We start from the raw sequence: 22,090 nt of genomic DNA, 5'->3' as shown, positions 1-22,090 counted from the left end.
TGTTAGGAAACCACACGAATGTCGAACGAAACCGCTTCTCACGCCGCCAAGGGCCTCTTCGCGGGTAAGGCCCGCACCGTGGCCGCCGTCGCCGCCTTCTCCGGCCTGGCCCTCGCGACCACCGTGTCCGTGCAGGCCACGCAGAACGCATCCGAGCAGGCCCCCGCCGCTGCGGTGTCCGAGGCTCCCGCCTCCGACAACACCGTCTCCGCGGAGCCCGCCGCCAAGGCCGACAAGGCTCAGGAGAACGCCGCCAAGGAGAAGAAGGCAGCGAAGGCCGAGAAGAAGGCCGAGCCCGCCGCCCCGGCTCAGGCTCCCGCGCAGCCCTCCGTGGTGCAGGCCGCTCCCGTGGCGAACGTGACCCCGCTGCAGGCTCCCGCTGCTGCTGCCACGGTCGTGACCGCTTCCGAGAACGTCACCCCGGTCGCCGAGCAGGCTCCGGTGGCCCAGGGCCGCCACGCCGCTCCCGCCACCGCTCAGACCGTTGCCAAGGAGGCCGCCGCCGAGCAGCGCGCCACCGTGGCCTCCCCGGTGATCCCGAACTACACCGCGCCCCAGGGTGCCGCTGCCGCCCAGCCGGCGTCCTACGAGGCGCCCAAGGCCCCGGCCGCCCCGAAGGCACAGGCTGCCCCCAAGGCTCAGGCCGCCACTCACGTGACCACGCAGTCCAACACCCAGGCGAAGGCCCAGGCTGCTCCCGCCGCCAAGGCCTCCTCCGTGTCCGGCTCCGCGAAGGGCCAGGCCATCCTGGGCGCCGCCGAGGCTCAGCTCGGTGCGACCCAGGACTGCACCATGCTGGTGACCAACTCCCTCAAGGCCGTGGGCATCAACCACCACGGCTGGCCGGCCAGCTACAAGTCGCTGGGCACCCCGGTCTCCGCGGACCAGGCCCGCGCCGGTGACATCGCCTACTACGCCAACGGCGGTTCCGGCATGGCTCACGTGGCCATCTACGCCGGTAACGGCCAGGCCATCCACGGCGGTTGGAACGGTAACCAGACCGTGAAGACCAGCGCCTACGTGGGCTCCGGCCCCGAGTTCATCCGCGTCGGCTGAACCGGATCGAGTTCGGCACAGCGCTGATCGGCGCGGTGCCACACCTCGTGTCGAGTCGGGACCGGTTGTGTACCCGATCCCGATGAGAGCGATATAGAACGTACGGACCCTGTTGACCGCAGGGTCCGTACGTTTTTTCGTGCCCGGGTGCCGGTCGCCGGCTGCGGATCGGCCCCAGCGAGCGCGCAGCCCCGGCCCGTAGAATGGGCGTCATGCCCTCCGATCTCTCCACCGCAGCACGCACCCCGCAGGACCAGGAATTCACCTACTACGCCGTGGGGATGGTGGCAGGTGCCATCCCGGGGATCGTCGTGGGTTTCATCGTGGCCGCGTTCGTGGGGCACGCCGCCATGTGGCTGTCGGTGTTCGGGGGCGTGGGGATCATCATCGGCCTCGTGGTGGCCACGGTCCTGTTCCGACGCCGCCGCGCGGCCGCCCGGTCGGCGCAGTCCACTGCACCGGATGACGACGCCGCCAACCGCAGCCGCTGACCCGTCCATCTGAGGGGCAGGACGACGTCGCCCGGTATCCGGTGCGCGCCCGTGGCCGTTCTTCCCGGCCCGGGCTCCTCTCGACCCTCAGTTCTTTCCCGCCCCGAGTCGCGTCCCGCCCCGAGCTCCCCGCGGCCGTGAGTTCTCTGCGTCCCTAGCTACTTTCACATGCCCTAGGGGCCAGGCTCAGGCCGCGACCAGTTGAGTGATCTCCCGTTCGAGGTTCTCCCGGGCCCGCCCTTCCCACAGCGTCACCGCACGAGGATCGTGGAACAGGGTGTCCTTGGCCAGGAGGCCGCGCAGGATCTCGGCCCGACCCGCTCTGAACTGCTCGTCCGGTACGTGGGCGTATTCTCGGCGCACAGTGCTCCGGTACCGCTCGTACTCCTCGTCGTCCCCGCCCAGCACGGACAGGTCCGCGTCCACGAGACGACACGCGTCGAGATCACGGGGATCGGGGCGATGGTCCACGGTCACGAGCACGAGGTCCGCCACACGCCGGCCGGTGGTCGCGGGCCAGTCCGGTCCGGTCAGGCGTTGCCGGGCCAGCTCCGCCGAATCCCGTTCGTCCTGTCCCGCTCGCCCGTCGTACACGGCGTCGTGAAACCACGCGGCGAGCACGAGCTCGGAGCTGGGGGCGCCGCGGGTGAGCCGGTCGATGCCTTCCAGCACGTTCAGCAGATGTTCGGGACCGTGGTACACCCGATGCGGTTCACTCCAGCGTGATAGAAGCTCGGCACCCAGCTGCGGGTGCTCGGGGAAACGGTGCGCCCAGCGGCGCGTGAGGGTCGCTGCGAGCTTGGCCGGGCGGCGTCGTGCGGGGACTCGCAGACCACTGCGGATCAGGACCCGGACGAGTTCCTTGCCGTCCACCGCGAGTGCGCCGGCGGCCACGGCATCCGCGTGGCGGTGCGCCGGGACGTCGTAGTGGTCGCGGTCGAAGGCGCGCTCCGAGACCCCCAGGCCGCGGGCGAACTCGTGCAGCTCCTCCACGGAGGTGTCCGAGACCAGGTGGGAGAACACCGTGCCGTGCGCGGGCCAGCGGGGCGGATCGATGTAGACGGTCATGCTTCCATTGTGCGGTGTTCCACTGTGCGCTCAACTCGCGGGGGGAACGCGCCGCGGATACAGTGGTCCAGTGTTGCCCCCGTAGCTCAGGGGATAGAGCACGGCTCTCCTAAAGCCGGTGTCGTTGGTTCGAATCCAATCGGGGGCACCGAGGACGTCCCGCCCGGCACCGGGCGGGACGTCGTCATGTCGGCAGCAGACTAACCCGCCCGGTGGAACCCGCCCGGTGGGATCAGGCGCTCGGGCGCTGGCCCGGCAGCTTGCCCTGGGAGAAGTCGTCGAGTTTGCGGCGCACCACGGACACCGCCACGATCACGGCGATCAGCGCGAGCAGCGCGAACAACACCCACCGGGCGATCACGAGACCCGAGGCGAGCGCCACGGCGGAGGCGTCCGAGGGGTCGGCCACGGCGGCGTCGAGCGCGGTGTTGCCCACCAGGAAGACCACGGCGTACGCGAGGATCACCGTCCAGTACACCCACTTGCGAGCGCGCTTCGGGGTGTTGAGCCCGGTGAACAGCAGCCAGCCCAGGCACATGAGCAGGGGCGTGAAGAGCCCGGTGGTCGCGTGCACGCCCTCGTACTCGGTGCGTCCGTCTGCGCCCAGACCACGGGCGAAATCCGCGAGGTGGTCCTGGGAGAAACCACCCGCCATGAGCTCGGGTGCGGTGACCCCGCCGGCCAGGTTGCCCGAGACGCCCTGCAGCACGAGCAGGTGGTAGTAGAGCCACAGCGCGGCGCCCACGAAGAACGCCACGCCCACCAGGATCCCGGCCGACGACGCCTTGGTGGGTTCCGCGGCGAGCTCACCGGGGCGCATCTCGTGGACGCTCGCGGGGCGCACCCGGGGCGCGCGAGCGGGCGAGGACCCCGCGTTCGCGGTGCCCGCGTTCTCCCCGTACTTCCTGGCCTTCTGCGCTCTGGTCATACCCATGGCCCCATTATCCCCCGGGTTGTACTGTGAATGACTACGGGTACCACGCTCGATGACGAGGTGGCGAACAGGTGCCCCACGGGCACCGCGGAAGGGTGGTGACGGTCATGGAACTCTCCATCGGCCTGCCGGACGGTCTGCTCATGAGCGCGGGTGACGGCACGGAACTCACCCTGTACGAGGCCGATCACACCACGGTCCGGCGCAGGATCAACTGCTCCGTCCTGGAGGGTGCGCGGATCGCGGACATCGTGTGGTCCCACAAACTCTCCGCCGTGGTCGCGGCCGTCCCGGACAAGAACCAGTTGTTCCGCTGGGACCCGTACACCGATTCGCTCCAGGAGTACGGCGGCACGGGTGAGCCCGGGCGCCGGGACGGGAAGATCGCCCAGGCCAAGTTCGCGGCCACCGTCTCGATCACCGAGGCCGGTGACGGCAAGTTGTGGCTCGTGGACAAGGACTCCTCCGCGCTGCGCTACATCGTGATCGACACCGACCGGCCCGACGGCGATCCCCACGTGGTCACGGTCATCGGCCGCCACGGCGCGGGGTACCAGGACGGGCCGGCGGCGGACGCCAAGCTCGCCCACCCCGAGGACCTGCAGATCCTCTACGACGGTTCCGTGGTGGTCGCGGACACCGGCAACGACGCCATCCGCCACCTGGACCCCACCGCGGGGGAGGTCTTCACCATCTACGGCGGGCCCGAGCAGGAGGGGGACGACCTCGACGACGACGTCGTGCTCCAGGCCCCCGCGCGGGTCACCGTGGCGGACTCGCACCTGTGGGTCGAGGACGCCAACGGGCGTCACCTGTTGGAACCGCGCTACGTGTGATCCGGGGTTGTCCACGGGCCGGTGAGGGCGTCCGAGCCCCTCGCTAAACTGGTTCCACCATGGACTTCCTCTCTGACAATCCCCTCCTGTCCGCGGCATCCGTGCGCTCGGCGAACGCGCACGACGCGGACGAGTTCTCCCACCCCGCTCCGGCGTCCGGGGCGCAGCTCGTGGAGGGACTCAACGATCCCCAGCGCCAGGCCGTGGAGCACGCGGGTACCCCTCTGCTCATCGTGGCCGGTGCCGGTTCCGGCAAGACCAGGGTGCTCACGCACCGGATCGCCTACCTGCTGGCCACGGGTCGCGCGCGCCGGGGGGAGATCCTCGCGATCACCTTCACCAACAAGGCTGCGGCGGAAATGCGCGAGCGCATCGTGGATCTCGTGGGGGAGTCCGCGCGCTCCATGTGGATCTCCACGTTCCACTCGCTGTGCGTGCGGATCCTGCGCCGTGAGGCCAAGACCCTGGGGCTGTCCACCAACTTCTCCATCTACGACTCCGCGGATTCCCTGCGCTTGATCACCCAGGTGGCCAAACAGCACGAGCTGGACCCCAAGCGGTTCGCTCCCAAGGCCATCCAGCACAAGATCTCCGCGCTGAAGAACGAGCTCTTGGATGACGAGACCTACCTGGCCCGCGCGAGTTCCACGGACCCGTTCGAGTCCGCCGTGGCCCAGGTCTACCGGGGGTACACCCAGCGGTTGCGCGCGGCCAACGCCATGGACTTCGACGACCTCATTGGCGAGACCGTGCACATGTTCCGCGCGTTCCCGCAGGTGCTCGAGTACTACCGACGCCGCTTCCGTCACGTACTCGTGGACGAGTACCAGGACACCAACCACGCCCAGTACGCGCTCGTGCGGGAACTCGTGGGCGGCGGTTCCGGGAACCACCCGGACGAATCCGGGATCCCGCCGGCCGAGCTCACGGTCGTGGGGGACTCGGACCAGTCCATCTACGCGTTCCGCGGCGCGGACATCCGCAACATCACGGATTTCGAGCGGGACTTCCCGTCCGCGCGCACCATCCTGCTAGAACAGAACTACCGCTCCACGCAGAACATCCTCTCCGCGGCCAACTCCGTGATCTCCCAGAACGCGGACCGCCGGGACAAGAAACTGTGGACGGCGGAGGGGGACGGCGCCCCCATCATCGGCTACGCCGCGGAGAACGAGCACGAAGAGGCCCGCTTCATCGCGGAGGAGATCGACACGCTGCAGGACGAGCACGGGATCCGCCCCGGCGACGTCGCCGTGTTCTACCGCACCAACGCGCAATCCCGCTCCCTCGAGGAGATCCTGATGCGCGTGGGACTGCCCTACAAGGTGGTGGGTGGAACGCGTTTCTACGAGCGCAAGGAGATCAAGGACGCCATGTCCTACCTGCGGGCGATCGCCAACCCCGCGGACGACATCACCGTGCGGCGCATCATCAACGAACCCAAGCGAGGGATCGGGGATCGCGCCCAGGGCTCGATCGCAGCGCTCGCCGACCGCGAGGGGATCTCGTTCTCCGAGGCCATGCACCGCCTGGACGAAGCACCCGCCCTGGCCACCCGCTCGGCGAACGCCATCGCCAAGTTCTCCCAGCTCATGGACGACCTCGCGGAACTCGCGCAGGGCGCCTCGGTGACCGCGGTGCTCGAGGCCGTGCTCGAACAGTCCGGGTACCTCGAGGCCCTGCGCACGTCCACGGACCCCCAGGACGAGTCCCGCGTGGAGAACCTCGCGGAGCTCGTGGCCGTGGTGCGCGAGTTCGAGAAGGACCACCCGGACGCGGGCCTCGGGGAGTTCCTGGAACACGTGGCCCTCGTGGCGGACGCGGACCAGATCCCCTCGCAGCCCGAACCGGAGGGCGGCGCGAGCGCCCAGCAGATCGCGGAGGAAGTGGCGCAAGCGCGGTCGCAGGGCGTGGTGACGCTCATGACCCTGCACACCGCCAAGGGGCTCGAGTTCCCGGTCGTGTTCCTCACCGGCATGGAACACGGGATCTTCCCGCACCAGCGCAGCTTCGCGGACCCCTCGAGCATGGAGGAGGAGCGCCGCCTCGCGTACGTGGGGATCACCCGGGCGCGCAAGCGGTTGTACCTCACGCGTGCCGAGTCCCGGTCCATGTGGGGGCAATCCCAGTTCAACCCCGCGAGCCCGTTCCTGGACGAGATCCCCGCGCGCCTCATCGAGTGGAAGCGCGAGGGCGGAACCGCTGCGGGCGGGTGGGGTTCGCCCGTGCACGCCGGGTTCCAGGCCCGCGACCCGTTGCGCGGCTCCTCGTGGGGTGCGGGCGCCGGATCCGGGGCGAGTTTCCGCAGGCTCTCACCGGCCTCGGCCGGGCGCGTGCAGCCCCAGCGGGAGATCCCGTCCCTGAGCGTGGGGGACACCGTGGAGCACAAGGCCTTCGGTCGCGGTTCCGTGGTGGCGATGGAGGGTTCCGGGGACAAGACGGTCGCCAAGGTGCGCTTCGGCGCGGAGGAGAAGCGCCTCCTGTTGCGCTACGCGCCCATGACCAAGGTTTCTTAGGAGTACGACGCAGCGGCGCCGCCGCCCGCTGTGTCGTCCGGTGCGCAACCGATCGTGGTGGGGTTTCCGGCGCGGGGACGACCGGGATGCGAACCGCTCAGACGAAGATCAACACGAGCACGGTGAACAGCGTGGTCACGCGCAGGGACTCGCCGGAGCGGACGTGGATCACGCCCAGCAGCACGCAGCTCAACAGGGTGGTCAGGGCGGCCGCCTGGCCGCCGGCGAGGAAGGCCACGGCCCCCATCGCGAGTCCCGCCACGAGACCGCCCCACGGGACCCACCGGGATCCCCGGAACGTGAGGACCTCGCGGATGGCGCGGTGCGAGTACGCCAGCAGGCCCGCGACCAGGAAACTACGGCCCACCAGGTAGCAGACCCACGCGACCATCGCGAGCCACCCGAGGGGCCCGTACACGTCGAACAGCTGCAGGTAGCGGTCCAGCGGGGCGAGACCCCACGGCGCCCCGATCAGGGCGGGCAGCACGATCGCGAGCACCACGGCCAGTACGAAGCACAACAGGATCTCCCGCCAGCGGCGGTGGTCGACCGCGTCGTAGGGCCCCGAAGCCCCAGGGGTCCGGTCGGCGACGGCGCGGTCCCGGCTCGGCGCGGCGTCCGCCCTGCCCGTTGTGGCATCCGCCCTGTCCGCTGCGACGTCCGCTCGACCGGCGGCGTCGTCGTCGCGCCCCGCGAGCGCGTCCTCGCTCGGCAGGGGGTCCACCCCGCGGCGTCGGGACCAGGCCACCAGGGCGCGGGCGAGCAGCACCCAGAGCGCCCCGAGACCCACCCACTCCACGACCTGCCAGCCCAGGGGGTAGAAGGCGGAGACCGAACCCGTGAGGGTCAGGATCGTCCCGCTGACCACCAACTCCAGCCCGAGTGCCACGAACGAGAAGGTGGCCAGTGAGGCCATGAACCCAGGGTCCGCCTCGCGGGCGTCCCAGATCTCCGGCAGTCCGATGCGTCGCATGCCCCCAGTCAACCAGCCGCTGACGCGCGGGCGGGAATCCCGGGCCCGGTTCCGCGGGGTTCGCGGGGACCGGGTGTGACGCGAATCAAGAGCCCATGGCCTAAAATGCTCGTGAGGGCTCTGTGAGCGCAGTGCTGCGCCGCATCCCCCCACATCAGGTCGCTCCAACCGGGGGTTCCCGGTGCGGAACGACACACCTCGACGCAGAAGGACACTTATCCGTGGACCTGTTTGAGTACCAGGCACGCGACCTGTTCGAGAAGCACGGCGTTCCCGTGCTGGCCGGCATCGTCGCCACTACCCCAGAAGAAGCCAAGGCAGCAGCAGAGAAGATCGGCGGCGTCACCGTCGTCAAGGCACAGGTCAAGGTGGGCGGCCGCGGCAAGGCCGGCGGTGTGAAGGTCGCGAAGACCGCTGACGAGGCCTACGAGTACGCCCAGCAGATTCTGGGAATGGACATCAAGGGCCACACCGTCCACCGCGTGATGATCGCGCAGGGCGCGGACATCGCCGAGGAGTACTACTTCTCCGTCCTGTTGGACCGCGCCAACCGCTCCTACCTGGCCATGTGCTCGGTCGAGGGTGGTATGGAGATCGAACAGCTCGCCGTGGAGCGCCCGGACGCCCTGGCCCGCGTGGACGTCAACCCCGCGGAGGGCATCACCGAGGCCAAGGCCCGCGAGATCGTGGAGCAGGCCAAGTTCGACGCCGAGACCGCCGAGAAGGTCGTCCCCGTGCTCGTCAAGCTCGGTGAGGTCTACACCAAGGAGGACGCCACCCTGGTGGAGGTCAACCCGCTGGTCAAGACCGGCGACGGCGAGATCCTCGCCCTGGACGGCAAGGTCTCCCTGGACGACAACGCCGAGTTCCGCCATGAGGACCACGCGGCGCTCGCGGACAAGTCCTCCGCGGACCCCCTGGAGGAGAAGGCCAAGGAGAACGACCTCAACTACGTCAAGCTGGACGGCGAGGTGGGCATCATCGGTAACGGTGCCGGTCTCGTGATGTCCACGCTGGACGTCGTGGCCTACGCCGGTGAGAAGCACGGCGACGTGAAGCCCGCCAACTTCCTGGACATCGGCGGCGGCGCATCCGCCGAGGTCATGGCGGCCGGTCTGGACGTCATCCTCAACGACCCCCAGGTCAAGTCCGTGTTCGTGAACGTCTTCGGCGGCATCACCGCGTGCGACGCCGTGGCCAACGGCATCGTGAAGGCGCTGGACATCCTCGGCGACTCCGCCACCAAGCCCATCGTGGTGCGTCTGGACGGCAACAACGTGGAGGAGGGCCGCCAGATCCTGCGCGAGGCCAACCACCCGTTGGTCACCTCCGCGGACACCATGGACTCCGGCGCCGACAAGGCCGCCGAGCTGGCCCACTCCGCCAAGTAACCGCCCACGCGAACAGCTATCAGGAAGAAGACATGTCGATCTTTTTGAACAAGGACTCCAAGGTCATCGTTCAGGGCATCACCGGCGGCGAGGGCACCAAGCATACCGCGCGCATGCTCGCAGCCGGCACCAACGTGCTCGGCGGTGTCAACGCCCGTAAGGCGGGCACCACGGTGAACCACCAGGACAAGGACGGCAACGCCGTCGAGCTGCCCGTGTTCGGCAGCGTGAGCGAGGCCGTGCAGGAGACCGGGGCGAACGCCTCGATCGTGTTCGTGCCGCCGGCCTTCTGCAAGGACGCCGTGATCGAGGCCATCGACGCCGAGGTCCCGCTCGTGGTGGTCATCACCGAGGGCATCCCCGTGCAGGACTCCGCCGAGTTCTGGGCGCACGCCAAGGCGAACACCGGCGCGGACGGCAAGCCCAAAACCCGGATCATCGGCCCCAACTGCCCGGGCATCATCTCCCCGGAGGAGTCGCTGCTGGGGATCACCCCCGCGAACATCACGGGCAAGGGCAAGCTGGGCCTGGTCTCCAAGTCCGGCACGCTGACCTACCAGATGATGTACGAGCTGCGGGACCTGGGCTTCACCACGGCCATCGGCATCGGCGGTGACCCGGTCATCGGCACCACGCACATCGACGCCCTCGAGGCGTTCGAGGCGGACCCCGAGACCGAGGCCATCGTGATGATCGGTGAGATCGGCGGTGACGCCGAGGAGCGCGCCGCGGAGTTCATCAAGGCGAACGTGACCAAGCCCGTGGTGGGCTACGTCGCGGGCTTCACCGCTCCCGAGGGCAAGACCATGGGCCACGCCGGCGCCATCGTCTCCGGTTCCTCGGGCACGGCCCAGGCCAAGAAGGAGGCCCTCGAGGCCGCCGGTGTCAAGGTGGGCAAGACCCCGTCGGAGACCGCGCAGCTCATGCGGGAGATCTTCGAGGGCAAGTAAGCCCCTCCCGGCGCTTCGCCGTCGGTACAGCCACGACGACGCCGCTCGCCCACCTCGGTGGGGGAGCGGCGTCGTTCGTCGTGGCGCCGTTCGGACGCGAGTGCCAGCCGGTGAGGGGCAGCGGCGCGGTTCGTCGCGGTGCGGTTCGGGCGCCGGCCGGACGGGATGCGGGCGCGCGATGCGGACCGTGACTCGGGCCAGGGGCTCAGGCCAGGACGATGGTCCGGTTGCCGGAGATCACCACGCGACCCTCCGCATGCCACTTCACGGCGCGGGACAGGGCCTGGGTCTCCGCCTCGGAACCCACCGCCACGAGGTCCTCCGGGGTGTGCGCGTGGTCCACCGGGATCACGCGCTGCGCGATGATCGGACCCTCGTCCAGGTCCGGGGTGACGTAGTGGGCGGTGGCCCCGACCATCTTGACCCCGCGCTCGTAGGCCTGGTGGTACGGCTTGGCGCCCTTGAAGGAGGGCAGGAACGAGTGGTGGATGTTGATGCACCGGCCCGCGAGCTGTTGCGTGAGCTCGTCCGAGAGGATCTGCATGTAGCGGGCCAGCACCACGAGCTCGGTGTCGTAGGACGCGGCGATCTCGAGCAGTTGCGCCTCGGCCTGCGGCTTGCTGTCCCGGGTGACGGGCACGTGGTGGAACGGCACTCCGTAGAAGTCCACGAGGGGTTTCAGGTCCGTGTGATTGGAGACCACACCCACGATCTCGATGGGCAGCGAGCCCACGCGCGCTCGGTGGAGCAGGTCCACGAGGCAGTGCGAGATCTTGGAGACCATGACGAGCACACGGGTCTTGTGCCGGGCGTCCACCAGACGGAAGCGCATGTCGTGCTTCTCGGCCACCGGGCGGAACCCCTCGATGAGGGACTCGGTGGTCACGGTGCCCGGTTCGCTCATGGTGTGGCAGCGGATGAAGAACTCGTCGTTGTGCCGGTCCGAGAAGTGCTTGACGTCGAAGATGTCGCAACCCTGCTCCGTGAGGTTCGACGCCACGGCGCTCACGAGACCGTAGGCCTCGGGGCAGTGGACGGTCAGGACGTGTTCATCGGACGTGGGCTGCTGGGCCGACATGAGGGGATACTCCTGGGGTCACGGAACGGGGAACGGAGCGGCCCCGGAGCACGGGATGTCATCCGTCCGGGGACCGCAGACGATCTTATCGCCCCGGGCTAGACAGCGCGCGGGACGGTCCGGATCTCGGAAGCGGCGTTAACGACCGGTGGCCGCGGGAGCGGACGGTAGGAGCCCGTCCGGCGCGGGGAGAGGTGCGCCTCTGTGAGAGAACCCGCAGCCACCGGCAGGCGATAACGCCTCAACGGGATCAAGCCGTGGGCTGAGCGGCTACCGACGCACAGCATCAACCACAGAGCACCCCCCAGTGCATGTGTGGCGATTTCCCTGTGCGAAGTCTCCCGTTGCGGTGGTTCGTAGAACCACGCCCCCAGAATATCGGAATTTCTCAGATGACTCGGAGCCGGTGAAGTTTCATGGAGTGTCGTTCGCGCCAATCGGCCCACCGATTTATGCGTGTAAATCAGCCTAAAACTGACCCCTCAAAGCCGCTCTGACCTGCAATAACAGGGTTTTTTACCTAGTGAGCGAAGGTTAACAAACGCTAATGAGCGGATATCTCAACAACACTCACTGCACTTGTGGGCGATAGAGGGGACAAGAAATGCCTCCTGATTGCGAATCCGCACCAATTTTATGTCGTACAACTCACACTTCGGCCCACGGCGGACAGTCGCCGTTCGGTGCTCACGAGACCGTCGTGTTGAACGCGAGCCCCAACAGATAGGTGGCGATCGCGGCCCCGTACCCGATCCCGAGCTGCCGCAGTCCCCGCTTGAACGGGGAGGCGCCGGAGAGCAGGCCCACGAAACCGCCCGTGATCAACAACGCGATGCCCACGAGCGCCATTCCCACGGCCATGGCCACTCCGCCGCCCAGGCCGAAGAGGTAGGGCAGGATCGGGATGATGGCCCCGGACGCGAAGAAGCAGAAGCTCGACGCCGCCGCCCCCAGATCGGTGCCCAGGGCCTGATTGTCGTCCGCGGCGGGGAGCTCCTCGCCCGGTTCCGTGTTGAGCACGCGGCGCGCCTTCTCGTCCTGGAACGAGAGCGAGGGATCGCAGTCGCAGTCGAAGTGCCCGAGTCGTTCGGCCGCCCGGTGCTCGGCCGCCTCTTCGCTCATGCCCCGGGCCCGGTAGATCAGCGTGAGCTCATTGGCGTTCAGGTCCAACGCCGGCGCCACGCGCAGGGTCACCTGGGTGGGTTGGGAGGCGTCCAGCAGTTCCCGCTGGGATCGCACGGAGACGTATTCGCCCGCTCCCATGGACAGGGCACCCGCGAGCAGCCCGGCGATGCCCGAGAACAGCACCAGGGAGCTGGACGTGCCCGTGGCGCCCACGCCCATCACGAGGGCCAGGTTGGACACCAGGCCGTCGTTGGCGCCGAACACGGCGGCCCGGAAGTTCCCGGACAACCGCGTGCGGCCATCGGTCGCGAGCGCGCGGATGATCTCCTCGTGGACCGCCTCGTCCGCCGCCATGGCGTCCGTGGCATCCGGGTCCTCGCGGTACGGGGAGCGGGATTCGGCGCGCTGCAGCAGGGCCAGGACGAAGACGGATCCCACGTGTTTGGCCAGGAACATGAGCAGTTGCGCTTGTAGGGCGGGTCTCGCCGGACGATCGGCGTGGGGTCCGAGCAGTCGACGCCAGTGTTCAGCGTGGCGGCCCTCCGCCTCGGCCACGCTGTGCAGGATCTCGGCGTGGCGGCCCGAGCTGTGGCGGGCCAGGTGTTCGTACGTGGCGGCCTCGGCGAGTTCGTCCGCGAGGTAGTGACGCCACCTGCGGATCTGGGCGGCAGTGGGTTCCGGTGACTCGGGAACGGTGGTGGAAGCGCTGTGGTGCTCGGGCATGTACCCGTATTTTACGCGCGGGTCACCGGTGGTGGTTTCGGGGCTCCGAAGCGCCCCGCGCGCCGTGGGCCGTGGATCCCGCCTCGTATCCGGCTCGCACCTGAACCCGCGCCGAACGCTGTCTGCGCCGCACTACGCTCTGCGCGCCGTCGACCGCGGAGCTGGTCAGCCCGCGCCGCCATCCAGCCCGTGGACCGCTCAGCGCGCGGGCACGCTGCGCGGCGAACGGGCCGGGCGACGTCGCAGGATCGCGTAGGCGATCACGCCCACCAGGATCCCCCAGAACGCGGACACCAGACCGAACGGCTCGATCCCCGAGGCGGTGACCGCGAGGGTGATCAGCGCGGCCTCGATCACGGCGGGCTGATGGTCCCCGGGGTGCATCGAGTCGAACATGGCCGACTGCAGGGCGTTGAGCAGCGCCACGCCGCACAGGGCGGAGATCATCCCGGCCGGGATCGCGGAGAACAGCGTCACGATGGATCCCGCGAAGAGCCCGAACAGGATGTAGAACAGTCCGGACGAGAGCCCGGCGACGTAGCGGCGTCGGTGGTCGGGGTGGGCCTCGGGGCTCGTGGCGATCCCCGCGGTGACGGCGGCGAGGTTGAGCGCGTGGGAGCCCCACGGCGCGAAGACCGCCGATGCCACGGCGCTGATGCCCAGCAGCGCACGGTCGTTGGGCGGGTAGCCCGCGGTGGTCATCATGGCGAGCCCCGGGGCGTTCTGGCCCGCGGCGGTCACGATCACGAGCGGGACGGAAATCCCCACGACGGCGTCGAGGGAGAACGTGGGCCAGGTCAGCACCGGGGCGGTGAGCCCCAGGTGCAGGTCCACCGGCGTGACGGACCCGGCCGCCCACGCGACCAGCACGCCCAGGCCCAGGGCGAGGAACACGGCGTAGCGGGGCGCGAAGCGCCGACCCACGAGGTACCCGATCACGAGGGCCCCGGCCGGGGCCGGGTTCTCGGCGACCGCCGGTGCCACCCGCATCGCGAACGGCAACAGGACCCCCGCGAGCACCCCCGCGGTGATGGGTTTGGGTACGGCGGCCAGGAGCTTGCCGAACAGCCCGGTCACGCCCAGCACGAGACTCACGACGGCGGCGACCACGTAGGCGCCCACGGCGTCGGAGAACTCGTAGTTACCGAGGGACGTGATGAGCAGCGCCGCCCCGGGGATCGACCACGCGATCATGACGGGCTGTCGGCTGACCCAGCTCATGATCGCGCAGCACACGCCGGACCCGATGGACATGGCCCACACCCAGGATGCGGTCTGCCGTTCGTCCAACCCACCCGCGCGGGCGGCCTCGAGCACCACGAGCAGCGGTCCCGAGTAGGAGATGACCACGGCGATGAACCCGGCCATGGTCGCGGAGGCGGACCAGTCCCGGCGCAGGTTGTACCCCGTGTGGGCCTCGTGGGTGGTCTGGGCGGTGCTCATGGGCCTCCCCGCGTCGCTCGAGCGTTGAATGATCGAGAACCACCCTAGGTGTCACACATCACAGTGTGAAGTATCAATTACGGGCTAGTTATTCATCCTGAGATATCAATCGGCGGGGCGGGGTGCCGAGGGTAGCGCGAGCAGACGGCTCGCGGTGATCTCCGGGGCGGGAAGTGACCCCACGCCCCAGTGGAACTCGTACGGGTCCCCGCACGCCCGGTGGCTGCGCATGCCGGCGAGGACGCTGCGCGCGGCCGCCCGCGGCAGGCACGGTCCGCACGTCCACGGCTGTCCGGGGGCGGTGGGATCGTCCCACCCCCACGACCTCAGCCACTCCGCGGGACACCACGGCCCGGTGAACTCGGCGGGTCCGTGGGTGGTGGCCGCGGAACGGCCCGCAACGCGCTGCAGGGCGCACTGCACCCCGCGGGGTCCCGTGCGCACCCACGCGGCGGGGACCTCCGGGGTGCCCTCCGGTGGGTCGTACTCGACCATGAGGAAGTCGTTCCAGAACATCCCGGCGATGGCCCCGGTGAGGACGGACTCCAGCCGGGACCACGGACAGACCGGCGGATCGGGGACGGCGGAGGCGACCCGGGCCAGCACCACACCGATCCCGGCGCGCCGCAGTGCCACCTCGGTACTCGGACCGTGGCCGTGCGGCGTCCTGCTGTGTGACATGCTCGAGTGCCTCCCAACACCGTGATCACGCAACACCCAAGGATCGGGTCAGGGGCCCGCGCACGCGGTGCGGGTGCGCCGGGGCCGGCGTGATCTGTGCCCACGCTAACCCGCTGACCGTGCCGGGTCGACAGGTCGGGGGGGAGTGTGACTTCCACGGAAAAGACCCCGCGCGGTGTTCCCGCGTGCGCCCGAGCTCGACCGTCGGCGTGATCGGGACCGTGCAGGGCACTCAACGGACCCCGGGGTTCGCTCAGACACCAACCAGCGCGCGGATGTCCTCGGCGTCGAGCGTGGCGGAGAAGAACCGTTCATCGTCGAGCACGGCCCCGAACAGGTCCGCCTTGCGGGCCTTGAGGTCCATGACCTTCTCCTCGATCGTGCCCTGCGCGACCATGCGGTAGACCATGACCTTCTTGGTCTGCCCGATCCGGTGGGTGCGGTCCACGGCCTGGTTCTCCGCCGCGGGATTCCACCACGGGTCCAGGAGGTAGCAGTAGTCGGCCTCGGTGAGGTTGATCCCGAAACCGCCGGCCTTGAGGCTCACCAGGAACACGGGGGCGCGTCCGCTGCGGAACTTCTCGAGCGCCCCCGCGCGGTCCCGCGTGCTGCCGTCCAGGTAGCTGTAGGCGATCCCGGCGTCGTCGAGGCGCTGCGCCACGATCTTCAGGAAGCTCGTGAACTGGCTGAACACGAGCGGGCGGTGGCCCTCCTGGACGAGCTGGGGGAGCTGGTCGAAGAGCACGTCCAGTTTGGAGGACTGCGCCTTGGACTCCGGGTCCACCAGGACGGGGTCCAGCGCGAGCATCCGCAGGGTGGTCAGCGACTGGAAGATCGTGAACCGGTTCTTGTCGAAGTCGCGCAAGAGCCCCAGGATCTTGGCGCGTTCGCGCTGCAGCCGGCGGTCGTAGGCGCTGCGGTGTTCGGGGTTCAACCCCACGGGCAGGACGTGCTCGAGTTTGGGTGGCAGCTGCAGGTCCACGTCCGCCTTGGTGCGGCGCAGCATGAACGGACGCATCCTGGCGCGCAACCGGGCCAGGGCATCCGAGTCCATGGCGCGTTCGATGGGACGCTGGTAGTGCTCGGTGAAACGCTTCTTGGACGGGAACAATCCGGGGGCGGTGAGCGAGAGCAACGACCACAGTTCCGAGAGGCTGTTCTCCATGGGCGTGCCGGTGATCGCGAGGCACGTGCGCGCCCGCAGGTTCTTCACGGCGCGGTAGGCCTTGGTCCGGGGGTTCTTGACGAACTGGGCCTCGTCCATGATCACACCGGCCCACTCGACCGCGCGGTAGGCCTCCGCGTCCAGGCGCAACAGGGCGTAGGACGTGAGGACCACGTGGGAGTGCGCCGCGGCGTCGACCACCGAGTCCTTGGTGTGGTTGAGCACGGTGATCCCCAGGGACGGCGCGAAACGGCGCAGCTCGGCGGACCAGTTGGCCACCACGGAGGTGGGTGCGATCACCAGATGGGGTGGCAGCTGCGGGTCCCGGTCCGTGGCGCGCAGGATCGCGGCGATCGTCTGCACGGTCTTGCCCAGGCCCATGTCGTCCGCGAGGATCCCGCCCAGCCCGTGGTCCCACAGGAAGCTCAGCCACCGGAAGCCCTCGTACTGGTAGGGGCGCAGATTGGCCTGCAGGGCCTCGGGGACCGGGGGAGAGGGGATCTCGTGCAGGTGCGTCAGTGCCCGCACGCCCTCGCGCCACTGCTCGGCCTGGCGGGTGTCCGTGGCCAGGTCCTCGAACTGCTCCCACAGGCTCGCCTGGTAACGGTTCAACGCGAGCGGCGCGTCCTTGTCCTCCTGCAGGGTGCGGGCCTCGGCGATGAGCGTGCGCAGCCGCGTGAACTCGGGGCGGTCCAGGGAGAAGTAGGAACCGTCCGGCAGCAACATCACGTCCTGGCCGCGGTCGAGCGCTTGAAAGATCTGGGAGAACGGCAGGTAGTGCTCACCGACCCTGATGGTGACACCCAGGCCGAACCAGTCGTGGTGCTCGGTGGGCGCGGTGGACACCGTGATCTCGGTGGGTTCGGTGACCTCCTGGTACGCGGGACTCCCGCCGGTCTCCACGATGCGCAGGTCGGGGATCTTGCGCAACAGTGGCAACCACACCCGCAACAGGGTCAGGGCGTCCTGTGCGGCGTAGGAACTGCGCTTGAAGTCCAGTTCGGGGATCCGGCGGTGCACGGCCTGGACCATGGAGGACTCCCACCGGGACTCGCGGGCCACGGGCTCGTCCCCGAGCGGGTCCAGGGGGCGGAACGGCAATCGGATCCGCTCGCGACCCTTCTGGTACTCCCACTCCCACTCCACGCGCTCGGTGAGGTCGTCGTGGTGGAGGGTGAGCACGAACTGGGGGTCCGCGACCTGGGGCAGCACCAGGGAGTCCTCGCCCGCGGTCACGTGCATGCTCTGGTGCAACCGGGGGAAGTAGGTGTCGAAGAACTCCTCCACACCGTCCTGCGGGACCGTGAGGGATTCGGCGCGGTCCAGGAAGGAGCGCTGCTGCTGATTGAGCCGGGTACCCAGGGCCACCAGGTGCAACGGGAACTGGTTGAGGTCCTCCGCTGTGTCCAGGGCCGCGGGGGTCGCGTCCGGGTAGAACAACCCGTGACCGGGCTGGCCGATGATCCGGGTCCAGCGCAGCGGGATCTCGCTCTCACCCACGATCAACTGGGGGTGCAGTGCGAGCTCACCGTGCTCACCGGCATCCACGCGCACCTCGAACCGGCCGTCGCGATCCACGATCACGGGTGCTCCCGTGCCCTTGGAGACCAGCGGGATCCCGAGCCCCCGGGCGCGCCCCAGGATGGGCCACAACAGGGGGGAGGTGTAGCGCTCCATGTGCAGCTGGTGCCGGTCTGCCGCGTAACTGCCGCGGTGGGACTCGGAAAGCGCTCGCAGTTCCTCGAACCAGTCCAGTTGTTCCGCGCTCAGGTGCCCGGAGCGGGCGTGGGAGGCCAGGTTGCCCCAGTCGATCCCGGTGTGCACCCACCCGTGGCGCTGCCCGCGCAGCACCGGGCGGGCCGTGAGACTCAGCGGGGTCTCCCGGGGTGATTCCTGCCACGCCTTGGGGGTGCGGTTCTGCACCCGGGCCAGGTCCAGTTCGAGGGCCACCGTGGGCCCGGATTCCGGGTCCGCCACGACCCTGTCCGGGCTCGTACCGGGCACGATCCGGGAGAGTTCGCTGCGCCAGTCCGGGGCGGCGCCCGGACCGCGGGCGTCCGTGAACTGCGCAGCACCATCCATGGCACCTACCGTACCGCCCGGTGCGGACACGGCCGGGCGACGGTGGGCGCGGGGCCGGGCAGCGGCGTCGTCGTCGGCCGGGGCGGGGTACTGAGGGGTCGGGGCAGTGAAGCACCGACGGGCGGGAACTTATAATCGACAGGGATTGTCGTGTTTCGAGCGCGCCGCACGGCGCAGACGGAGGATTTGTGGCTGACGCTGCCGGTTTCCACACGGGGGACCACGCAATGGCATCCGGACCCCAGGAAGTCGAGTACCTGCGCTGGAACGACGCCGTGGCGCGGGCATTCTTCGGCCCCAGGAGGGCCGGGGAACTGGTCCACCTGGACCTGGACGAGAAGATGCTCGAGCAGATCGGTTCCGACTTCGGCCTGGACGGCCCCGCCACGCTGCGCGCGCTCGCGGACTCCGTGACGCCGCTGCTCGTGACGGACGGCTCCCGCCGCTCCGTGTTCGACGCCTTCAACAAGCTCACCGAGGCGTGGTACCGGATGTCCCGGCGCCAGCTCGAGGACCTCACCAAGATCGGCCCGCCGCCCATCGTGGCCCTGCTGGCCCTGTTCGCCCTGGCCGGGCGGCACATGTCCGCGCTCGCCGCGCGCACGGGCAAGAAGTCCGTGTCCACGTTCTACCTCCCGCTCGCGGTGCTGCTGCAAGCGGGCCAGGACAACGTCAAGGCGCTCGAGACCTCGGTGCGCAAGGACTCGGAGACCTACTGGGACGCGTTGCGCTACTGGCTCGAGGCCGTCGACGGCCAGCTCGGGTTGCCGTCCGCGTACGCCGTGAACCACCGCCCCGTGGGCCTCGCGCTGTCCCAGACCCTGTTCGGCCCGTCCGAGCTGCGGCAACTGCACCAGATGTTCGAGGACCTCGAGCTGACCACGGCGCAGGGGATGAGCGCCGCGGAGCTCGGGATCTACATCGACTTCTGGCTCGACATCGCGGACACGGACGTGTCCAAGAGCATGCGCAGCATCTGGACCAACCCCCTCACGCGCGATCCCGCGCTGCAGGTCGCGCTCGCCCAGTTGGACGCGTGGGAATCCGCCCCCGACGACGACGCCGCTGCCGCCGCCCGCGGGTCACGTCACCTGGGGTCGCGCAGCCCCGGGCTGTCCCTCGCGGACGGCACGGACTACGTGGGCAACCCCATCTACGAACTGGGCTTCGTGGTGCCCAAGCGCCTCGTGCCCGGGCGCGAGGTGGATCTCGCGACCACGGCCGGTCCGCGCACCATGTTCCTGTCCTACATCGGGGACGCGTTCCTGGGGATCTCCGCGTACAACGCGCGCATGACGAGTGACACGCTGCTGTCCGGGCAGTTGCAGATCACGGCGGGGGAGCTCACCCTCACGCGCAACCCGCGTCCCGTGGTGGTCTTCGCCAAGGACGCGTACTCGGACACGTTCATCTCCGTGGATCACGTCCCCGCCGCGTGGCCGTGCCGGATCATGGTGCGCAATCAACCCGAATGGGTGGATCAGATCCGCGCGATCCTGGACGACTCCGCCTCACCCGACTACCGCGTGGTGGGCCCGGGGGAGAACGGGGTCTCCGAGGGCTGGGTGCTCTTCGACGACGTCCAGGTGCTGCGCGCCGGTGACCCCGCGCTCACGGTCAACGACAACTTCTCGGCCCTGGTGCCCCGGTTGGTCCCGGCGATCACCCTGTCCGGTGGGTTGCGCATCCCCGGGGACGTGGACCGGTTCTCGGCGCTGCGGCCTCCGCAATTGACCGTGACCTCGGACAGTGACGACCCCCTGTCCGTGGAGTGCGAGTGGCGCAACCCGCACTCGTTCAAGCTCACGAGCACCAAGCTCACAGCACCCCGGGTGCCACCGTTCCAGGTGAGCCTGGGCGGGACCGAACTGGCCCGCGAGGACGGCCACCTCAAGCCCAACGACTACACGCTGGTGCTGCGTTCCGGGCGCACCGTGAAGCAGCGCCTCGAGTTCCGCGTGCGGGACAGCTCCTACTACATCACCCAGCGCTCCCTGGGCTACGACGGCGAGATGGTCCACGTGGCGGAGGAGCCGCTGTGGCCCGTCACCGCGCTGACCCGCGACGAGATCCCGGACGAGTACGTCCAGGGTTCGTTCGACAACATGGACCCCCACGAGGTCTCCGTGGACGAGGTCCCCGTGCCCGAGGTCGCCGGGTGGGAGTCCGCCGAGGGGCAGATGTTCCCCGAGCGCAGCAACGAGCTGCCCGAGGCCCCGGACGTGTCCTGCATGGTCACGGGCAAGCACAAGGTGCTCCTGCCCCCCATGGATCCCAAGGCCAAGGCGCCGTGGGTGTTCGGGCGCTGCAAGTTCTGCGGGCTCACCAAGCGCTACCCCGGCCGGCTCACCAAGCTCTCCGCGGTGGGTCAGACGGGTTCGGTCGAGGCGCTGCAGTTCATCGGTCCGGACGAGGGCGAGTACCCCGGTTCCTGGGCGCCGTTCAAGGACATCCTCACGTTCCTGGGTGGCGGCAAGCGGTCGAGCCTGTCCATCGTGGCGCGTCAGCTCGAGGACTCCGAGCGCTTCGAGGAATGGTTCGTGGGTCACCTGCAGGCCCTCGGTTTCCTGGAGGTGATCCGGGACGAGAACTGGACGGTGCGCCGCTGGCAGGTGTGTTCCCCGGCCCTGACCCAGCTCGTGGACGGCTCCATCCTGCTCACGGGCGGGTGGAAGACCGACCAGGAGGACGCCGTGACGCAGGCGGTCGAGGCCCAGGGCGGTGAGGTCGTGGTGCTCTCCCCGGAGGACCACGCCACCACCATGCTCCAGGACGTGGACCTCGATGCGCTGAGCAAGTCCCTGCCCGAAGGGCTGTGCGACGTCGTCTACGACGCCGGGCCCATCATGCTCGAGACCCTGCCCCCGCTGTCCTCCGTGGTCGCGGGACTGCCGCTGAAGGAGATGCAGTACAACGGGGTCGCGGAACGGTTCGTGCCCGCGGACGCCACGTGGGAGGCCACGGACGACCGCAACCAGGCGGGGCTGTACCGGATCAACCACCACCACAAGACGCGCTACGCCTACCGCACCGCGGAGGACGTGGTCTCGGGTCACGCCCGTCCCGTGTCCTCGGGGCTCGGCAAGCATCTCGCGGCGCGGGACACCGGCACGGCGCTGGTCAGCTACGATCCCGAGCTGCGTTTGCTCTCCGTGCCCATCGGTGCCGCCCTGCCGGGGCTATACGCGCGCGCCACGGTGCTGTGCTCGGGGCTGCTGCCCACGCTCGTGGACGAGGACTTCTCCCTGAACTACGGGGACGTCTCCGAGGAGTTCGCGAGCGCCCTCGTGGCCAAGCTGCTGGGCTGAGCGTCCCGTCCCGGGCGAACCGGGGGCGTGCTCGAGGGCCGCGCGGCTGCATTCGGCTGCTGCGCGGCCCTCCCCTATAGTGAGGTGGCGTGCCATGACTACCGGCTGGTAGTAAGACGCCTCAACCCCGGGTCGTCCGACGTCCGACCCGCATCCACGACGTGACCACACACGATTCCTCGTCCATCCGTCACCCACGCCCGGGCTCGTCGCCCGTCGCGGATCCGCCCTCCTCGGCGGAACCACCCCGCCCCGCGCCACCCCGGTTGC

Annotated in this window: 15 protein-coding genes and 1 tRNA gene; 8 read left to right on the top strand and 8 right to left on the bottom strand. The window is 69.3% G+C overall.

The window, feature by feature from the left end:
* Positions 1–18 precede the first annotated feature (18 nt).
* Positions 19–1,056 (top strand): NlpC/P60 family protein, encoded by a 1,038-nt coding sequence (locus AS25_RS07160; RefSeq protein WP_035963791.1) that lies wholly within the window; start codon positions 19–21, stop codon positions 1,054–1,056.
* Between the two features lie 212 nt (positions 1,057–1,268).
* Positions 1,269–1,547 carry a hypothetical protein gene (locus AS25_RS07155; RefSeq protein WP_035963955.1) on the top strand — a complete coding sequence of 93 codons (279 nt, stop codon included), beginning with the start codon at positions 1,269–1,271 and terminating at the stop codon, positions 1,545–1,547.
* 186 nt (positions 1,548–1,733) lie between these two features.
* Here the strand turns inward: AS25_RS07155 and AS25_RS07150 are convergent, their stop codons facing one another.
* Positions 1,734–2,615 (bottom strand): DUF4031 domain-containing protein, encoded by an 882-nt coding sequence (locus AS25_RS07150; protein WP_035963789.1) that lies wholly within the window; start codon positions 2,613–2,615, stop codon positions 1,734–1,736.
* 75 nt (positions 2,616–2,690) lie between these two features.
* Here AS25_RS07150 and AS25_RS07145 point away from each other — a divergent pair.
* Positions 2,691–2,763 (top strand) — tRNA-Arg (locus tag AS25_RS07145).
* An 84-nt stretch (positions 2,764–2,847) separates the two neighbouring features.
* Here the strand turns inward: AS25_RS07145 and AS25_RS07140 are convergent.
* Positions 2,848–3,549, bottom strand: coding sequence for a hypothetical protein (locus tag AS25_RS07140; protein ID WP_035963787.1), 702 nt, complete (start codon positions 3,547–3,549; stop codon positions 2,848–2,850).
* A gap of 107 nt (positions 3,550–3,656) precedes the next feature.
* Here AS25_RS07140 and AS25_RS07135 point away from each other — a divergent pair, with 107 nt between their 5' ends.
* Positions 3,657–4,385, top strand: coding sequence for an NHL repeat-containing protein (locus AS25_RS07135; protein ID WP_253270508.1), 729 nt, complete (start codon positions 3,657–3,659; stop codon positions 4,383–4,385).
* A gap of 59 nt (positions 4,386–4,444) precedes the next feature.
* Complete coding sequence (pcrA, locus tag AS25_RS07130; protein WP_035963784.1) at positions 4,445–6,901, top strand: DNA helicase PcrA; 2,457 nt, start codon at positions 4,445–4,447, stop codon at positions 6,899–6,901.
* A 97-nt stretch (positions 6,902–6,998) separates the two neighbouring features.
* Here pcrA and AS25_RS15250 read toward each other — a convergent pair whose 3' ends face one another.
* Entirely contained in the window at positions 6,999–7,874 is an 876-nt protein-coding gene (locus AS25_RS15250) for a hypothetical protein (protein ID WP_035963781.1), read from the bottom strand.
* Positions 7,875–8,095: 221 nt separating this feature from the next.
* On the opposite strand from AS25_RS15250, the gene sucC reads away from it, so the two are divergent.
* A complete protein-coding gene (sucC, locus tag AS25_RS07120) occupies positions 8,096–9,265 on the top strand; it encodes an ADP-forming succinate--CoA ligase subunit beta (protein WP_035963779.1) in 1,170 nt (389 codons plus the stop codon).
* Positions 9,266–9,297: 32 nt separating this feature from the next.
* Positions 9,298–10,215 carry a succinate--CoA ligase subunit alpha gene (gene sucD / locus AS25_RS07115; RefSeq protein ID WP_035963777.1) on the top strand — a complete coding sequence of 306 codons (918 nt, stop codon included), beginning with the start codon at positions 9,298–9,300 and terminating at the stop codon, positions 10,213–10,215.
* A 205-nt stretch (positions 10,216–10,420) separates the two neighbouring features.
* Here sucD and purU read toward each other — a convergent pair whose 3' ends face one another.
* The 5 genes from purU to AS25_RS07090 all read right to left on the bottom strand — a co-directional run bounded on the left by purU (position 10,421) and on the right by AS25_RS07090 (position 18,512).
* Positions 10,421–11,293: a formyltetrahydrofolate deformylase gene (gene purU, locus AS25_RS07110; RefSeq protein WP_035963775.1), complete on the bottom strand. Its 873-nt coding sequence runs from the start codon at positions 11,291–11,293 to the stop codon at positions 10,421–10,423.
* Between the two features lie 687 nt (positions 11,294–11,980).
* The gene (locus AS25_RS07105) at positions 11,981–13,141 is read right to left on the bottom strand and encodes a VIT1/CCC1 transporter family protein (protein ID WP_035963773.1); all 1,161 of its coding nucleotides are present in this window, start codon (positions 13,139–13,141) and stop codon (positions 11,981–11,983) included.
* Between the two features lie 198 nt (positions 13,142–13,339).
* Positions 13,340–14,584 carry a benzoate/H(+) symporter BenE family transporter gene (locus tag AS25_RS07100; protein WP_052160788.1) on the bottom strand — a complete coding sequence of 415 codons (1,245 nt, stop codon included), beginning with the start codon at positions 14,582–14,584 and terminating at the stop codon, positions 13,340–13,342.
* Positions 14,585–14,689: 105 nt separating this feature from the next.
* The gene (locus AS25_RS07095; RefSeq protein WP_156960921.1) at positions 14,690–15,265 is read right to left on the bottom strand and encodes a hypothetical protein; all 576 of its coding nucleotides are present in this window, start codon (positions 15,263–15,265) and stop codon (positions 14,690–14,692) included.
* 253 nt (positions 15,266–15,518) lie between these two features.
* Positions 15,519–18,512, bottom strand: coding sequence for a DEAD/DEAH box helicase (locus AS25_RS07090; RefSeq protein ID WP_052160787.1), 2,994 nt, complete (start codon positions 18,510–18,512; stop codon positions 15,519–15,521).
* A gap of 227 nt (positions 18,513–18,739) precedes the next feature.
* Between AS25_RS07090 and AS25_RS07085 the strand changes: the two genes are divergently transcribed.
* Positions 18,740–21,820, top strand: a complete 3,081-nt coding sequence (locus AS25_RS07085; protein ID WP_253270507.1) for a hypothetical protein — start codon at positions 18,740–18,742, stop codon at positions 21,818–21,820.
* Positions 21,821–22,090: the final 270 nt, after the last annotated feature.

This window comes from Kocuria marina, from assembly GCF_000786655.1.
GTDB classification, from domain to species: domain Bacteria; phylum Actinomycetota; class Actinomycetes; order Actinomycetales; family Micrococcaceae; genus Kocuria; species Kocuria marina_A.
Note: the sequence above shows the minus strand (reverse complement) of the source record. Positions and strands in the feature narration are given on the sequence as shown.

Coding starts and splice junctions, on each gene's coding strand:
- AS25_RS07150 (WP_035963789.1), bottom strand. CDS start 2,615: ATGACCGTCTACATCGATCCGCCCCGCTGGCCCGCGCACGGCACGGTG.
- purU (WP_035963775.1), bottom strand. CDS start 11,293: ATGTCGGCCCAGCAGCCCACGTCCGATGAACACGTCCTGACCGTCCAC.
- sucD (WP_035963777.1), top strand. CDS start 9,298: ATGTCGATCTTTTTGAACAAGGACTCCAAGGTCATCGTTCAGGGCATC.
- AS25_RS07155 (WP_035963955.1), top strand. CDS start 1,269: ATGCCCTCCGATCTCTCCACCGCAGCACGCACCCCGCAGGACCAGGAA.
- AS25_RS07135 (WP_253270508.1), top strand. CDS start 3,657: ATGGAACTCTCCATCGGCCTGCCGGACGGTCTGCTCATGAGCGCGGGT.
- AS25_RS07140 (WP_035963787.1), bottom strand. CDS start 3,549: ATGGGTATGACCAGAGCGCAGAAGGCCAGGAAGTACGGGGAGAACGCG.
- AS25_RS07095 (WP_156960921.1), bottom strand. CDS start 15,265: ATGTCACACAGCAGGACGCCGCACGGCCACGGTCCGAGTACCGAGGTG.
- AS25_RS15250 (WP_035963781.1), bottom strand. CDS start 7,874: ATGCGACGCATCGGACTGCCGGAGATCTGGGACGCCCGCGAGGCGGAC.
- AS25_RS07085 (WP_253270507.1), top strand. CDS start 18,740: ATGGCATCCGGACCCCAGGAAGTCGAGTACCTGCGCTGGAACGACGCC.
- AS25_RS07160 (WP_035963791.1), top strand. CDS start 19: ATGTCGAACGAAACCGCTTCTCACGCCGCCAAGGGCCTCTTCGCGGGT.
- pcrA (WP_035963784.1), top strand. CDS start 4,445: ATGGACTTCCTCTCTGACAATCCCCTCCTGTCCGCGGCATCCGTGCGC.
- AS25_RS07100 (WP_052160788.1), bottom strand. CDS start 14,584: ATGAGCACCGCCCAGACCACCCACGAGGCCCACACGGGGTACAACCTG.
- AS25_RS07090 (WP_052160787.1), bottom strand. CDS start 18,512: ATGGATGGTGCTGCGCAGTTCACGGACGCCCGCGGTCCGGGCGCCGCC.
- AS25_RS07105 (WP_035963773.1), bottom strand. CDS start 13,141: ATGCCCGAGCACCACAGCGCTTCCACCACCGTTCCCGAGTCACCGGAA.